The sequence below is a fragment of the Pseudomonas veronii genome, assembly GCF_001439695.1.
GTDB classification, from domain to species: domain Bacteria; phylum Pseudomonadota; class Gammaproteobacteria; order Pseudomonadales; family Pseudomonadaceae; genus Aquipseudomonas; species Aquipseudomonas veronii.
Genome location: NZ_JYLL01000048.1, coordinates 1 through 14,867 on the forward strand (window position 1 = coordinate 1; position 14,867 = coordinate 14,867).

General features: G+C 64.3%; 12 protein-coding genes. 4 read left to right on the forward strand and 8 right to left on the reverse strand.

The genetic code is table 11. The features are described 5' to 3' along the window. Nucleotides 1–185: 185 nt before the first annotated feature. The 6 genes from uvrA to TU80_RS29950 form a co-directional block, all read right to left on the reverse strand. A complete protein-coding gene (gene uvrA, locus TU80_RS29925; RefSeq protein ID WP_057006073.1) occupies nucleotides 186–2,705 on the reverse strand; it encodes an excinuclease ABC subunit UvrA in 2,520 nt (839 codons plus the stop codon). A gap of 154 nt (nucleotides 2,706–2,859) precedes the next feature. Beyond that, the gene (locus tag TU80_RS29930) at nucleotides 2,860–5,952 is read right to left on the reverse strand and encodes an error-prone DNA polymerase (protein ID WP_169796399.1); all 3,093 of its coding nucleotides are present in this window, start codon (nucleotides 5,950–5,952) and stop codon (nucleotides 2,860–2,862) included. Continuing rightward, complete coding sequence (locus TU80_RS29935; RefSeq protein ID WP_057006075.1) at nucleotides 5,928–7,343, reverse strand: Y-family DNA polymerase; 1,416 nt, start codon at nucleotides 7,341–7,343, stop codon at nucleotides 5,928–5,930. The genes TU80_RS29930 and TU80_RS29935 overlap by 25 nt, the downstream gene beginning before the upstream one ends. Before the next feature lie 7 nt (nucleotides 7,344–7,350). After that, complete coding sequence (imuA, locus tag TU80_RS29940) at nucleotides 7,351–7,965, reverse strand: translesion DNA synthesis-associated protein ImuA (RefSeq protein ID WP_057006076.1); 615 nt, start codon at nucleotides 7,963–7,965, stop codon at nucleotides 7,351–7,353. Beyond that, nucleotides 7,965–8,582 (reverse strand): transcriptional repressor LexA, encoded by a 618-nt coding sequence (gene lexA / locus TU80_RS29945; RefSeq protein ID WP_057006077.1) that lies wholly within the window; start codon nucleotides 8,580–8,582, stop codon nucleotides 7,965–7,967. The genes imuA and lexA overlap by 1 nt, the downstream gene beginning before the upstream one ends. A 695-nt stretch (nucleotides 8,583–9,277) precedes the next feature. Beyond that, on the reverse strand, nucleotides 9,278–9,865 hold the full coding sequence (locus TU80_RS29950; protein ID WP_017849304.1) for an NUDIX domain-containing protein: 588 nt from the start codon (nucleotides 9,863–9,865) through the stop codon (nucleotides 9,278–9,280). Between the two features lie 114 nt (nucleotides 9,866–9,979). On the opposite strand from TU80_RS29950, the gene TU80_RS29955 reads away from it, so the two are divergent. Together TU80_RS29955 and TU80_RS29960 are read left to right on the forward strand one after the other, a co-directional pair. Further along, entirely contained in the window at nucleotides 9,980–11,131 is a 1,152-nt protein-coding gene (locus TU80_RS29955) for a GGDEF domain-containing protein (RefSeq protein WP_057006078.1), read from the forward strand. Nucleotides 11,132–11,253: 122 nt separating this feature from the next. Then, on the forward strand, nucleotides 11,254–12,180 hold the full coding sequence (locus tag TU80_RS29960; protein ID WP_057006079.1) for an alpha/beta hydrolase: 927 nt from the start codon (nucleotides 11,254–11,256) through the stop codon (nucleotides 12,178–12,180). 193 nt (nucleotides 12,181–12,373) lie between these two features. Here the strand turns inward: TU80_RS29960 and TU80_RS29965 are convergent, their stop codons facing one another. Continuing rightward, a complete protein-coding gene (locus TU80_RS29965; RefSeq protein ID WP_057006080.1) occupies nucleotides 12,374–13,534 on the reverse strand; it encodes an alpha-hydroxy acid oxidase in 1,161 nt (386 codons plus the stop codon). 76 nt (nucleotides 13,535–13,610) lie between these two features. Further along, complete coding sequence (locus tag TU80_RS29970) at nucleotides 13,611–13,820, reverse strand: DUF3079 domain-containing protein (protein ID WP_017849308.1); 210 nt, start codon at nucleotides 13,818–13,820, stop codon at nucleotides 13,611–13,613. A 180-nt stretch (nucleotides 13,821–14,000) separates the two neighbouring features. Between TU80_RS29970 and TU80_RS29975 the strand changes: the two genes are divergently transcribed. Then, the gene (locus tag TU80_RS29975; RefSeq protein ID WP_017849309.1) at nucleotides 14,001–14,531 is read left to right on the forward strand and encodes an iron transporter; all 531 of its coding nucleotides are present in this window, start codon (nucleotides 14,001–14,003) and stop codon (nucleotides 14,529–14,531) included. Continuing rightward, nucleotides 14,531–14,854, forward strand: coding sequence for a cupredoxin domain-containing protein (locus TU80_RS29980; protein ID WP_017849310.1), 324 nt, complete (start codon nucleotides 14,531–14,533; stop codon nucleotides 14,852–14,854). Before TU80_RS29975 ends, TU80_RS29980 begins: the two co-directional genes overlap by 1 nt. Nucleotides 14,855–14,867 lie beyond the last annotated feature (13 nt).

Here is a 14,867-nt window from a genome sequence, read left to right on the forward strand (position 1 = left end):
CATGTACCTATGTAACTATCCACTGGGTAGGCTAGACAGCGGTGCAAGCCGGCTGTCCAGCACCCAGAAACGTAAAGGATGTCCCCGGTCTCGTTTGTAAAGGATGTCTCCGTCTGTACACCCCGATAGCGGTGCATCAGTCACTGCATGAGTACCTGAACCACTGAAGTGCGCCCCATTGATGGTCAGACCAGCTCTCGGGCGAGGAACGGCGCGGTGCGGCTTTTCTTGCTCTTCGCCACCTGTCGCGGCGTGCCGCTGGCAACCACCTTGCCGCCCAGGTCCCCAGCGCCCGGCCCGATATCGATCACCCAGTCACTCTGGGCCACCACGCGCATTTCATGCTCCACCACAACCACCGTATGCCCGGCGTCGACCAGATGGTTCAACTGGCGGAGCAAGCGGTCCACATCCCGTGGGTGCAGGCCGGTCGTCGGCTCGTCCAGCACATACAAGGTGGCGCCCCGGGCATTGCGTTGCAGTTCGGTGGCCAGCTTGATGCGCTGCGCTTCGCCCCCGGACAGTTCCGTCGCCGGTTGGCCGAGGCGCAGATAGCCCAGGCCGATGTCGCGCAGCACCAGCAACGACCGCAGCACCCCCGGCTGCTCGGCAAACACCTCCACCGCCTGCTCGACGGTCAAGCCGAGCACTTGGGCAATGTTCAAACCTTGCCATTGGATCGCCAGGGTCTCGGGGTTGTAGCGCGCCCCGTGGCAAGTCGGGCACGGCGCATACACGCTGGGCATGAACAGCAACTCAACGCTGACGAACCCTTCGCCCTCGCAATTCGCGCAGCGGCCCTTGGCGACATTGAAAGAAAACTGCCCCGCATCGTAATCGCGCTGCTTTGCGGCCGCTGTGGCAGCGAACAGTTTGCGCACGTTGTCGAACAGCCCGGTGTAGGTCGCCAGGTTGGAGCGCGGGGTGCGGCCGATGGGTTTCTGGTCCACCTGCACCAGCCGGTGAATCCGTTCCAGCCCGGCGCTGATGCACCCGCCGCTGGTGGGCGGGGCATCGTCTTCCAGGCTCGGTTCGTCGTCGCTTTCCGGCACGCGGCCGAGGCCGCTGCCCACCAACTCCAGCAGCGCCTGGCTGACCAGGCTGGATTTGCCCGAGCCGGAAATACCGGTCACCGCAGTGAAGCAACCCAGCGGGAAATCGACACTCAAATCCTTGAGATTATTACGTGTGACGCCCTCCAGGCTCAGCCAGCCGGTCGGTTCGCGGCGCCGGGGATTGGCCGGGCGCCGTTCGGCAAACAGGTACTCACGGGTCTGCGACGCTTCAACCTGCGCCAAACCCGCCGGCGGTCCGCTGTACAGCACTTGCCCGCCGTGTTCACCGGCCGCCGGGCCGACGTCGATCAGCCAGTCGGCGCGGCGCATGGTTTCCAGGTCGTGCTCCACCACAAACAACGAATTGCCGGCGGCTTTCAAACGCGCCAGCGCAGTGAACAGCGCTTCGCCATCCGCCGGGTGCAGCCCCGCCGACGGCTCATCCAGCACATAGATCACGCCGAACAACTGCGAGCCCAGTTGCGTAGCCAGGCGCAAGCGCTGCAACTCGCCGGACGACAAGGTCGGCGTGCTGCGCTCCAGGGACAGATAGCCCAGCCCCAGCTCGGTCAGGGTGCTGACCCGTTCGAGCAGATCCTCGGCGATGCGCTGGGCGGCCAGGCGCTTTTCCAGCGACAGTTTCATCGTGTCCTGCCCCGCCGCCACCGGCCGCAGCAGCTCGGCCAATTGAGTCAGCGACAGTTGCGAGAGTTCGCCGATGTCCACCCCGGCAAACTTCACCGACAACGCCGCCTGGGTCAGCCGCTTGCCGTCGCACAACGGGCAGGCGCTGCCCTGCATGAACTGCGCGACACGCTTTTTCATCAGCGCACTTTGGGTGTGGCTGAAGGTGTGCAGGATATAGCGCCGCGCGCCGCTGAACGTGCCCTGGTAGCTCGGCTCCAGCTTGCGTTTCAGCGCCTCGCGGGTCTGCTCCGGGGTGAAACCGGCGTACACCGGCACGGTCGGGGTTTCTTCGGTAAACAGGATCCAGTCGCGCTGCTTTTTCGGCAAATCACGCCACGGGATGTCGACGTCATAGCCCAGGGTCACCAGGATGTCGCGCAGGTTCTGGCCTTGCCACGCCAAGGGCCAGGACGCGACCGCACGCTGGCGGATGGTCAGCGAGGGATCGGGTACCATCAGCGCCTCGGTCACCTCATACACGCGGCCCAGTCCGTGGCATTGCGGGCAGGCGCCCTGGGGCAGGTTCGGCGAAAAGTCCTCGGCATACAGCATCGCCTGCCCCGGCGGATAACTGCCGGCGCGCGAATAGAGCATGCGGATCAGGCTGGACAACGTCGTGACACTGCCCACCGACGAACGCGCACTCGGCGTGCCGCGCTGTTGTTGCAGGGCCACGGCAGGCGGCAGGCCTTCGATGGAGTCCACATCGGGCACGCCGACCTGATCGATCAGGCGTCGCGCATAGGGCGCCACCGATTCGAAATAGCGCCGCTGGGCCTCGGCATACACCGTGGAAAAAGCCAGGGACGACTTGCCGGAACCCGACACGCCGGTAAACACCACCAGGGCATCCCGTGGGATATCCACATCGACGTTACGCAGGTTATGTTCGCGAGCGCCGCGAACCCGGACGAACCCAAGGTGTTGGGTGGTGATCTGAGGGATGTTGCGCGATGAAGTCATGGTCAACCTTGTGGCGCGGCAAGCACGCGGCGCACCCGATGCGTCTGGGTTTCGGGGTTATAGGGCTTGCTCAGCAGATGAATGTCGGGCTCAGCAGGTGCGGGATTTCGTTTCATTGCATATAGCTTATCCACGCAGGCCGGGGCAACTGCGCTCAGTGAAAATCCCGGCTGCGCACAGCGATGCCTTGCAGCAACGGCGACAGGTCGGTGAGGCGCCCAGCGATCAGGTGCCGCACCTCGCCCACCGCCTCCCAGCGCCCGTCCACCTTGAGCAGGCGCGAGCCGACCAGGGCCTGGCGCTGACGTTCTGCCAGGTCGCGCCAGACCACCACATTCAGGTTGCCGAATTCATCCTCCAATGTGACAAAGGTCACACCGCTGGCGGTGCCGGGGCGCTGGCGACCGGTCACCAGGCCGGCGACGCTGACAGTGCGGCCATGCTCCACCGCCATCAGCTCACGGGAACTGCGGCAGCGCCGTTTGCGCAATTCATCGCGCAACAACGCCAATGGATGCGGGCCCAGGGTGGTGCCGAGCGTGGCGTAATCGGCCTGCAGGTCTTCGCCCACCGTGGGTGTCGGCAACTCCACCCGCGCTTCGTCGGGGCTGGGCAGGCCGGCGAACAGCCCGAGTTGTTTGTGTACCCCCGCCACTTCCCAGCGCGCCGTGTGCCGGTTGCCGGCCAACGCCCGCAAGGCTCCGGCATCCGCCAGCAAGGCTTGGGCGCGGGGATCCAGCCCGGCGCGTCGGTCGAGGTCGGCAATGTCGCTGAATGCACGGTGCTCGCGCACCGCTTCGATACGCCGCCCATCCTCTTCGCGAAACCCCGCGATCATGCGCAACCCCAGGCGAATCGCCGGTTGCGCGCCGGTGATGGGTTCCAGGCTGCAATCCCAGTCACTGGCCTGCACGTCCACCGGGCGGATCTGCAAACGATGGCGCCGCGCGTCCTGCAGGATCTGGTCCGGGCTGTAGAACCCCATGGGCCAACTGTTGATCAACGCACAGGCGAAGGCCGCCGGTTCATGGCATTTGAGCCAGCAACTGGCGTAGGTCAACAAGGCAAAACTGGCGGCGTGGGATTCCGGGAAGCCATAGCTGCCAAAACCCTTGATCTGCTCGAAGATCTGCGCGGCGAAGGCTTCGCTGTAGCCGTTTTTGAGCATGCCGGTGCGCAAGCGTTGCTGGTGCGGTTCAAGGCCGCCGTGACGCTTCCAGGCCGCCATGGAACGGCGCAACTGATCAGCTTCGCCAGGGCTGTAATCGGCAGCAACCATGGCGATCTGCATCACCTGTTCCTGGAACAACGGCACGCCGAGGGTGCGTTCGAGCACCGCTTCAAGCTGCGGCGACGGATAGGTGGTGGGCTCCTCTTTGTTCCGCCGCCGCAGGTACGGATGCACCATGCCGCCCTGGATCGGCCCCGGGCGCACGATGGCGACTTCAATCACCAGGTCGTAAAAGGTCTGCGGCTTGAGCCTGGGCAACATCGACATCTGCGCCCGCGACTCGATCTGGAACACGCCGAGGGTGTCGGCCTTGCTGATCATTGCGTAGGTGGCCGGGTCTTCCTTGGGGATCGTCGCCAGGCACAGGTCGTGGCCACGGTGGCGACGCAGCAGGTCGAAACAGCGGCGGATCGCGCTGAGCATGCCCAGGGCGAGGATATCCACCTTGAGCAGGCCGACGGCGTCGAGGTCGTCCTTGTCCCACTGGATGATGGTGCGCTCGGCCATCGCCGCATTTTCCACCGGCACCAGGGTGTCCAGCGGGTGTTCGGAAATCACAAAGCCGCCGGGGTGCTGGGACAGGTGCCGGGGGAAGCCGATCAGTTGCTGGGTCAGCGCGAGTATGCGGCGCAGCACCGGGCTGTCGGGGTCGAAACCGCCCTCGCGCAGGCGTTCCAGGGGTGGCGCTTGGTCACTCCAGCGCCCGCAGCACTCGGCCAGGGCATTGACCTGGTCCGGCGGCAAACCCAGGGCCTTGGCCACATCGCGCACCGCGCCGGCACCGTGGTAGCTGCTGACCACCGCCGTCAGTGCCGCACGGGTGCGGCCGTAGCGCTGGAACACGTATTGCAGCACCTCTTCGCGGCGTTCGTGTTCGAAGTCGACGTCGATGTCCGGCGGCTCGTTACGCTCCCGGGACAGGAAGCGCTCGAACAGCATGTTCATCAGGCTCGGGTTGATCTCGGTGATGCCCAAGGCAAAACACACCGCCGAGTTGGCCGCCGAACCCCGGCCCTGGCACAGGATCGAACGGCTGCGGGCAAAGCGCACGATGTCATGTACCGTGAGGAAATAGCTTTCATAGCCCAGCTCGCTGATCAGTTCCAACTCGCGGTCGATCTGCTGCCGGGTCTTGGCGTCGACCCCTTGCGGCCAGCGCCGGGCGATGCCTTCTTCGGTGACGGCGCGCAGCCAGGATCGGGCGTCATGGCCGGCGGGCACCAGCTCACGCGGATAGTGGTAGCGCAGTTGGCTGAGGTCGAAGGTACAACGGCGCGCGATGGCCAGGGTTTCGTCGAGCAACGACGGCGGATATAACGCCTGTAACGCCGGCAGGCTGCGCAGATGCCGCTCGCCATTGGGATGCAGGCGCGTGCCGGCTTCGGCCACCGGTACGTGATGGCGGATGGCGGTCATGGTGTCTTGCAGGGCGCGGCGGCCGCGGGCATGCATATGCACATCGCCGCAGGCCACCGCCGGGAGCTGCAGGCTGGCGGCCAGGGCCAGGCGTTGCTCCAGGTGACGCGCATCGTCCTGCCCGCAATGCAGATGCACCGCCAGCCACAGGCGCTCGGCGAAGGTACGGCGCAGCCATTGGATCGAGGCCTGGGTGTCGCTGTCTTCGGCAATCCAGAGCGCCAACAGGCCGGGCAGCGGTTGGTCGAAGTCTTCTGGCAGCAGGCGATAACGGCCCTTCTCCGCCCGTCGTCGGGCCAGGGTGATCAAGCGGCACAGGTGCTGGTAGCCGCTGAGGTCTTCCACCAGCAGTAGCAGTTTCGGGCCGTTTTCGACGCGCATCTCACTGCCGATGATCAGCGGCAAACCCACCGCTTTCGCCGCCTGCCAGGCGCGCACGATGCCGGCCAGGGTGCATTCGTCAGTGATCGCCAGGGCGCTGTAGCCCTCGCGCTTGGCCCGCTCGAACAACTCCAGCGCCGTGGAGGCGCCGCGCTGGAAGCTGAAGTTGGACAGGCAATGCAGCTCGGCGTAACTCATGCGAACCAGCCTTGCAGCCACAACCCGTCGCATTGCCCCACGGTGCGGTAGGCCCAGCCTTGCTGGCCGGCGCGGGTCTGGATCAGGTAATAGTCGCGGCGGATATCGGCGCCATCCCACCAGCCCGATTCGATGCGCTCCGGGCCCTTCAGGATCTGCACGCCCGCCTCGGCCAGCAAGGTCGGCTCGGCGAGCAGCCAGCCGGGACGTTGCACGTTGTTCAAAGTGGGGCACGGGTTTTTATCGGTCGCCGCTTGCCAGGCACATTCGGGGCGGTGGTCGGCGTGAAAGCGCAGGCCGTGTACCGCCTCATCGCCAAGCCGGGCGCGCAGGCGTTCGCGCAGTTGCGCCCAGGGCAGGGTCTGTTGCGGGCGGTCGTCGAACAGGTCCTGGCGTTGCGGCACGAACACCGGCAGGTCCTGGGCCACCAGGCGAACACCGCGCACGGGGGACGTCACTTGCACCTGCTCCAGACGCCCGCGGGCCAGTTCGAACAGCATCGGCGCTTCACGCTCGGCGCTGAGCAGGCCGACCGGGATCACGCTGTCGGGGGCCTGGGCGTGCTCCAGGTGCAGGGCGAAACGCTGGACGCCACTGTCGCGGCCACAGAGGAAGGCGGACAGGTCGCCGGTCAGGCGGCGCAGCGGGAATAACAGGGCCTGGTGGGATTGCACGTCGTAGTTCAGCTCGATGCGTACATCGAAGCGGTCCGGCGGCTGATAGAAGCCCAGCGCCAACGGCCGCTGCCCGCTCAGGGCATCCAGATGCTTGAGCAACGCCGCATCGAAGCGCCGCGCCAGTGTGTGCCGGGGCAACGCCTGCACCTGGGCCAGGCTGCGCAAGCCCATCCGCGACAAGGCGATAGCGGCCTGCGGGTCCAGGCCGGCGCGGTCGATGGGCAGTGGCGCCAAGGCCTGCATCAACGCGTGATCATCGGCCACGGCCAGGCCATCGTAGCGGTTCGCCAGAACCCGCGCCGCCGCCGGGTTGGGCGCGGCGACGATGCGATGACGAAAGCCCAGCTCGCTCAGCTCTTTGCGCAGGCGGGCCTCGAAGCGCGGCCAGGGCCCGAACAGGCCCAGGCTCGACTCGATCTCAAACAGCAATGCGCGCGGGTAAAACACGCTGACCTGGGAACTGAACTGGTAGGCCCAGGCCGCCAGAAACTGCTGCCAGCGTTCGATCTCCACGGGGTCGTATTCGGCGCAGGCAAAGGTTTTGACCAGCGCATGCGCCGCCGTCAGCGATTGACCGGAGCGCAGGCCCAAGGCGTGCGCGGCCGCGTTGACGGTTTGCAGGACGCGCCGCTGCGGCGTGCCGGCCAGCAGCGCCAGCGGCTCGTGCGGCGTCGGATGCATACGCTGCACCGCGTCCAGCGCCAATTGCGGGAAGACAATACACACCCAGCGCATGCCAACCTCAGTACCCGGCCAGCGCAATCGGCGCCGGGTGGGCCAGCCCGCCCCGGCACTTGAGCACCCGCACTTGCGCGGGCCGGGCGTCGACCGCCAGGCGCAGAGCGGCCGGCGAGGCGTTGAGCGCGTCACTCAGGGCGCGCCAGGCAAACGCCAGGGTCTGCCCGGTTTCCGCCGCCACCTGCAAGCGCCGCAAGGCACGATCATCGGCCTTGCGCGGCCAGCACAACACCGCACCGCAACTGCCCGAACGCAGGCACTGCTCGACCGCCCACAACGCATCCCGCTCCTCGGCCCGGACCACCGTGAGCTGACGCAAATCCACCCCGGCGTTCTGCCAGGCGTGGGGGTACGGCGTGTAGGGCGGCGCCACCAGCACTATGCGCTCTCCCGCCGCCGACAAACGCGCCAGGGTCGGCAACACCAGTTGCAGTTCGCCCACGCCGTCCTTGGCCATGAGGATTTCGCTGAGGGCCGACTCCGGCCAGCCGCCCGTGGGCAGCACCGCATCCAGCGCCGCCAGCCCCGTGGGGTGGACACTGGCCGGTGGCGCGGCGGGCCGGCCCTTCCACACGCGCCCGCCATTGAACAGCGCGTCCAGGGCAACGACGGCGCCCATCAGCCTTGCCTCACCAGGCCGCAGAACACGCCTTCGATGGCCAGGTCCTGATCGGGCCCGACCACGATGGGTTGATACGCGGGGTTGCGCGGCAGCAGCCGCACGCTGTCGCCATTGCGTTCGAAACGCTTGATGGTGACTTCACCGTCCAGGCGCGCCACCACAATCTGCCCGTTCACGGCTTCGGCACTGCGGCGCACGCCCACCAAATCGCCGTCGAGGATGCCGTCTTCGATCATTGAGTCGCCCTGCACCCGCAACAGATAGTCCGGGGTTTTCGCGAAAGTGGCCGGGTCGAGTTGCAGGCGGCTGTGGACTTCGGCATCGGCGCCGATGGGCAAACCGGCGGCGACACGGCCCAGGATCGGGACGTCCAGCCATTCGGGCCGCGCTGGCGGGTTGAGCAGGCGAATGCCACGGGCCTGGTTGGGGTTGACTTCGATGAAGCCGGCTTCGGTCAGGGCCACAACGTGTTTACGGGCGACGCTGCGGGAGGCGAAGCCGAATGCCTCGGCGATCTCGGCGAGGCTGGGGGATTGGCCTTGTTGCGCGATGCGGTCGCGGATGAAGGTCAGGATGGCGGTGCGGCGGGGGGTTAGGGTTGTCATGGAGTACATTTGTACTCTTGTGGGAAATTTCTGACAAGAGCCGGTAGTCGGGGTTGGCCTGGGTTGGGGGGGTGACCGTGTACATATCCGTTATTTAGGTCACGGCGGCTTAGGGTTCCGCTCTTACAGCGGGTCACTTTGGAAAAGCCCCAAAGTAACCAAAGGGCTCTTGCCCCACCACTCGGCACCTCGCTAGTGCTCGGTGTGCCCTCACTCCGGCCAGCGTGGTTTAACGGGGCGCCTAAGATCAAAAGCAAAAGCCAGAGCCAGAGCAGAACGAGTTCTATCTGATCCATGGAGATCAAAATGTAGGAGGGGGCTTGCCCCCGATGGCGGTCTGTCAGCCAATACATGCATGGCTGATCCACTGCCATCGGGGGCAAGCCCCCTCCCACATTTCTGACCGAGTTCGGCTTGCAGGATCAGGTTGGCTATAAGGCCGCGCCCAAGAGCCAGAGCAGAACGAGTTCTATCTGATCCATGGAGATCAAAATGTGGGAGGGGGCTTGCCCCCGATGGCGGTCTGTCAGCCAATACATGCATGGCTGATCCACTGCCATCGGGGGCAAGCCCCCTCCCACATTTTTGACCGAGTTCGGCTCGCCGAGTCAGGTCGGCTACAAGGCCGCTTTGCTTTTGATCTGAGGCACACCGGGCCTAGCTTTGGCTACTTTTGAGAAAACGGATATCGACACGCCCCACTCTCACCATCCCTCTTTCAACATCCGCAATTCCAGATGCTGCAACAGCATGATGGTCTTCCCATCCACGATCTCACCGCTCGCCACCATCGCCAACGCCCGCTCGAACCCCAGTTCCAGCACCTCGATGTCCTCGCCTTCCTCTTCGATCCCGCCGCCCATTCCAACCCGATCCTCCGGTTGGTATTCGCCGAGGAAAAAGTGAATCCGCTCCGTCACCGATCCCGGGCTCATGAATGCCGCATAGATCTTCTCCACATGCCCCACGCGATAGCCCGTCTCTTCTTCGGCTTCCAGGCGAATGCGTTCCTCGGGGCTGGCGTTGTCCAGCAACCCGGCCGCGGCTTCGATCAGGTAACCGGGGTAGTCGTTGACGAAGGTGGGCATGCGGAACTGTCGGATCAGCAGCACAGTGCGCTGGGCACGGTTGTACAGCAGGATGGTCGCGCCGTTGCCCCGGTCGTACACTTCGCGGGTCTGGGCCTGCCAGCTGCCGTCGCGGCGGCGCAGGTCGAAGCTGTATTTTTTCAGCAGGTACCAATTCTCCGAGAGTGTCTCTTCGGCGGTGATGCGAACGGGGCTGTTGTCCATGGTCGGGCCTTTGCTCAAAGGAGCAGGAGCATGTCGCGCCAGCAACGCCAACGTCAAGCCAGTCGCATACCGCTACAATCGGGCCCCATAAAAAGTCTCTGCAAGGGCAAGGCAATGTCGCTGCATATCCCGACGCTACTGATAGTCGCCGTGTTCGTGTTCTGCCTGATGGGCCTGCTCACCGTGCATGCCTGGAGCCGTGGCCGTGAACCGACCCTGGGCTATCTCGGCATCATGCTGCTGCTCGCCACCCTGGGCACCGGGCTGATCGCGGTGCGCGGCGTGGGCCTGGACTTTGTCGCGTTGATCCTCGGCAATGTCGTGCTGTTGCTCAGCGCCGCGATGAACTGGACCGCCATGCGCGCTTTCGTGCAGCGCAAGCCGAGCCTGCCGGGGATCTTTGCCGGGTGTGGCGTGTGGCTGTTGATGTGCCTGTTGCCGCAGTTCTATGGTTCGCTGTCGGCGCGGGTCACCCTGTATTCGCTGCTGGCGGCCGGTTATGGCGTGCTGTCGGCCCTGGAGCTGTGGCGCAACCGCGCGACCCTGGAAGTCGCCTACGCTCCCGCGCTGGCGCTGATCCTTTGGCACACCGCGTTCTATGGCATACGCGCAATCACCGACGCCGGCCTGCCGCTGAAAAACGCCCAGGCCTCGGGGGGTGAAGGCGTGCCGTTTTTCTCGTTCATGCTGTTTGAATCGATGCTGTATGCCATCGGCATTGCCTACATCACCCTGGCGATGGTCAAGGAGCGTGCCGAGTTGCGCTTCAAGGCCGCCGCCTTCAGCGATGCGCTGACCGGCGCCGGCAACCGCCGCGCCTTTATGCTCAAGGGCGAAAAACTGCTGGCCGACTGCAGCCGTCGCCAGCGCAGCGCGGCCCTGCTGCTGTGCGACCTGGACCACTTCAAGCGCCTGAACGACAGCTTCGGCCACCCCATGGGCGACCAGGCGCTGATCGCCTTCAGCCAGATGACGCGGACCATGTTGCGCAGCGGTGATGTGTTTGCGCGTATCGGCGGTGAAGAGTTCGCCTGCCTGCTGGCCGACAGCGATGCGGCCGGGGCGTTTGAAGTGGCCGAGCGCATCCGCCGCGGGTTTGCCGAACTGGACCTGCTGACGCCGGGGTTCTTGAGCGTGAGCATCGGCATCGTCACCACCACGGCGGCAGGCCACGACCTCTCATACTTACTGTCCCAGGCCGACCAGGCGCTGTACCAGGCCAAGGCCTATGGACGCAATCGCGTGCAGGTGGTGGCGCTCGCCTGAGCGGACGACGCTTGAATGCCGCAATACTTTGCAAGCAATCCCCACTGACGGCCGTCGAAATAATTCCTGCCTCCGTAGGCCATCTGGTAAAACCCGTGCTTCGTCTTTGCCCTGGACCCTTTATGCCTTCTCGTTTCCTCTCCCGCCTGGGCCTGCGCTGGTTTCCCCTGCTGTGCATGGCCATCCTGATCCTCGGGTTGCCGGTGGGTTGCGCCGTGCTGCAACACAAGGAGCGCGAGCTGGTGTTTCGCATCGAACCGGGCACCGCGAGCTGGTACAGCGGCTTGCCCAAGGCGGTGCAGGAGTTCGAACTCACGCCCGCCAGTTTCAAGTCGGGACAGAACATTCATGGCTGGTGGTGGCCGGCGGACAAGAAGGACGCGCCGGCCATCCTGTACCTGCATGGCGTGCGCTGGAACCTCACCGGGCAGCTGTTCCGCATCGAGCAATTGCACGCGCTAGGCTACTCGGTGCTGGCCATCGACTACCGCGGCTTCGGCCAAAGCCAGGGCGACCTGCCTTCGGAAACCACGGTGTACGAGGACGCACGCATCGCCTGGGAACGCTTCCAGCTGTTGCAACCCGACCCGAGCAAACGCCTGATCTACGGGCATTCCCTGGGCGGCGCGGTGGCGATCGACCTGGCCGCTGAACTGGGCCGGCAGGTCCCCTTGCCCGTGCGCGGGCTGGTGATCGAATCCACGTTCACTTCCCTGGCGGATGTGGCCACCGCCGTGGCGGATACCGCCTTGCCGGTGCGCTGGCTGCTGTCGCAGAAATTCGATTCCATCGACAAGATTGCCGACATCCATATGCCGCTGCTGGTGGTCCACGGCTTGGACGACCGCTACGTTCCCCCACGGTTCAGCGAGCAATTATTTGCCGCCGCCCAGGAACCCAAGCGCCTGTTGCTGGTGCCCGGCGCCAGCCACAACAACAGCATGAGCCTGGCCGGGCGCAGCTATCGCAAAGCGCTGGACAACCTGATGCAAGCGAAGATGCCGACACAGGTTGTCACCCACTCAACCGGGCGCGCCAACGACTCATAAAATGTGTTTTCGGCACTGGGTTCGCACGGGGCTGTCAAGCGTAAACCCAGCCTATGCTGGCCCGCGCCAGAAGTTGATCAAATATTGATCTTGGGTTGAATCGCCAACCCCTGCCGGGCCCTCGCAAAGTTATCCACAGAGATACCCACGGTTTTCGTGGACAACTCTTTTTATTTTTTTACGATTTTTTTGCTCAGCCCGCGCCTTGGGGAAAGGTGCCAGGCAGCAAAATTTCGCGATTCACATCGCGTATATCGTTATACCCGCACAGCGCCATCGACACGTCCAACTCGCGGGCGATGATCTCCAGCGCCTTGGTCACCCCCGCTTCACCCATCGCGCCCAGGCCGTACAAATGCGGGCGACCGATCAGGGTGCCTTTGGCGCCCAATGCCACGGCCTTGAGCACGTCCTGGCCGGAACGGATACCGCCGTCGAGCCACACTTCAATACGCTCGCCCACCGCATCGACGATCGCCGGCAATTGGCTGATGCTCGATGGCGCGCCATCCAACTGACGACCGCCGTGGTTGCTCACCACCAACGCATCGGCGCCGGCATTCGCCGCCAGGCGCGCATCTTCCACATCGAGGATGCCCTTGATGATCAACTTGCCGCCCCAGCATTTCTTGATCCATTCCACATCGTCCCAACTCAGGCGCGGGTCGAACTGTTGGGCGGTCCATGCCGACAGCGAACTCATGTCCGCCACACCTTTGACATGCCCGACGATATTGCCGAAGCCATGGCGCTTGGTGCCGAGCATGCCCATCACCCAGCGCGGCTTGGTCATCATGTTGAGGATATTCGGCAGGGTCAGTCTGGGCGGCGCCGACAGGCCGTTGATCAGGTCCTTGTGACGTTGGCCGAGGATCTGCAGGTCCAGGGTCAACACCAACGCATCGACACCGGCGGCCTTGGCGCGCTCGATCAATTGCTCGATAAAAGCGCGGTCGCGCATCACATAGAGTTGAAACCAGAACGGCTGGCCGACCTGTTCGGCGATGTCTTCCAGGGAGCAGATGCTCATGGTCGACAAGGTGTAGCGCAGGCCAAAGGCAGCAGCGGCACGGGCGGTGAGAATCTCACCATCGGCATGCTGCATCCCGGCCAGACCGGTGGGCGCCAGGGCGACTGGCATGGCCATGTCCTGGCCGATCATGGTGGCGCGGATCGAACGTTTATCGATATTGCGCGCCACCCGTTGGCGGAATTTGATCTGGGCAAAATCGCTTTCATTCGCCCGGTAAGTGCTTTCAGTCCAAGAGCCGGAATCGGCGTAGTCGTAAAACATCCTTGGAACACGTTTTTGCGCCAGCTTGCGTAAGTCTTCGATGGTTGTGATCAACGACATCTGCGTCACCTCTCCCTGAACTGAGTAGGAAGAGTAACCGCCCATCCGCCGTACAACCAGCCATTGCGTTGATTGATCAGGCCGCTGACGGCTCGTCCGTGGCAGGTGGCTCGGGGGTGAGTCCCCAGTCGCCGTGCTCGTACCAGTCATCGCCGATCATCTCGGCCGGGTGCATGGTACGGTCGGCGCCGTTGCCACAGGCCAGATCGGTCGTGGCGCAATAGCGGTCGCAGCCCCAGCAGATGCGTTCGGGGTGCTTGGGGTGCAGCGGAAAAGGCTTGGCCATGATGAGGTTCCCTACCGGCGAACAATAGAGTCAACCTAACCTGGTCGAGGGGGCATGGCCTTGACTGCGGTCAAGATTGGCCAACATGAAATATCGCAGAAACTTGACAAGAATCATTATTATTTACGATCAACCTTCCTAGACTCGGGTTCTTTCCCCCTCACCCGTCAGGAAGCCTCCATGCGTATTCCTTCTACTGTGTCCCTGGTCCTGCTGTTGTCCACCTCTGCGGCGTTCGCCAAGGAGTACCCGATCGGCGAGCCGCAGCACTGCCCAGGCCTGGAAATCGGCGCGGTGTACCTGCAACCGATCGAGATGGCACCCGCCGGCATGATGCGCGCCACGGCCGACTCCGACGTCCACCTTGAAGCCGATGTGCGCGCCACGGCGGACAATGCCCAAGGCTTCCAGGAAGGCAGTTTCGTGCCGTACCTGAACCTGTCCTTTACGTTGAAAAAGCAAGGCAGCGACACGCCGATCACCGGTGATTTCCACGCCATGGTCGCCAATGACGGGCCGCACTACGGCGACAACGTCAAGCTGCAAGGCCCGGGCAAATACACCCTGACCTTCAGCGTATTGCCGCCCAGCGGCCACCAGTCCCTGGGCCGCCATACCGACAAGGAAACCGGGGTCGCACCGTGGTTCGAACGCTGCGAAGTCCACTACGAATTCGTCTATGCCGGCATCGGCAAGAAAGGCGGTTACTGATGCGTCGCGCCTTGCTGCTGGGCAGCTTGCTGCTGAGCGGCGCGGCCCTGGCGGCGCCGTTGCCGACCTATGAACTGACCTTGCAGGACGGCCACTTCATCCCGCCGCAACTCACGGTCAAGGCCGGCGAGCGCTTCAAGATCGTGCTGCACAACCTCGGCCAAGGCCCGGCCGAATTCGAGAGCACGCCGCTGCGCGTGGAGAAAGTCTTATCGCCCGGCGTGACCACCTTCGTCGTGATCCACCCGCTCACGCCGGGGTTGTATCCATTCTTTGACGAGTTCAACCCACAGTTGCCCGAAGGCAGCATCCTCGCCCAATAGCCCCGGGAGCCGT

Excerpts from the sequence above, each read along its gene's own strand:
- uvrA (WP_057006073.1), bottom strand. The coding sequence starts at position 2,705 with ATGACTTCATCGCGCAACATCCCTCAGATCACCACCCAACACCTTGGG.
- TU80_RS29935 (WP_057006075.1), bottom strand. The coding sequence starts at position 7,343 with ATGCGCTGGGTGTGTATTGTCTTCCCGCAATTGGCGCTGGACGCGGTG.
- imuA (WP_057006076.1), bottom strand. The coding sequence starts at position 7,965 with ATGGGCGCCGTCGTTGCCCTGGACGCGCTGTTCAATGGCGGGCGCGTG.
- lexA (WP_057006077.1), bottom strand. The coding sequence starts at position 8,582 with ATGTACTCCATGACAACCCTAACCCCCCGCCGCACCGCCATCCTGACC.
- TU80_RS29950 (WP_017849304.1), bottom strand. The coding sequence starts at position 9,865 with ATGGACAACAGCCCCGTTCGCATCACCGCCGAAGAGACACTCTCGGAG.
- TU80_RS29955 (WP_057006078.1), top strand. The coding sequence starts at position 9,980 with ATGTCGCTGCATATCCCGACGCTACTGATAGTCGCCGTGTTCGTGTTC.
- TU80_RS29960 (WP_057006079.1), top strand. The coding sequence starts at position 11,254 with ATGCCTTCTCGTTTCCTCTCCCGCCTGGGCCTGCGCTGGTTTCCCCTG.
- TU80_RS29965 (WP_057006080.1), bottom strand. The coding sequence starts at position 13,534 with ATGTCGTTGATCACAACCATCGAAGACTTACGCAAGCTGGCGCAAAAA.
- TU80_RS29970 (WP_017849308.1), bottom strand. The coding sequence starts at position 13,820 with ATGGCCAAGCCTTTTCCGCTGCACCCCAAGCACCCCGAACGCATCTGC.
- TU80_RS29975 (WP_017849309.1), top strand. The coding sequence starts at position 14,001 with ATGCGTATTCCTTCTACTGTGTCCCTGGTCCTGCTGTTGTCCACCTCT.
- TU80_RS29980 (WP_017849310.1), top strand. The coding sequence starts at position 14,531 with ATGCGTCGCGCCTTGCTGCTGGGCAGCTTGCTGCTGAGCGGCGCGGCC.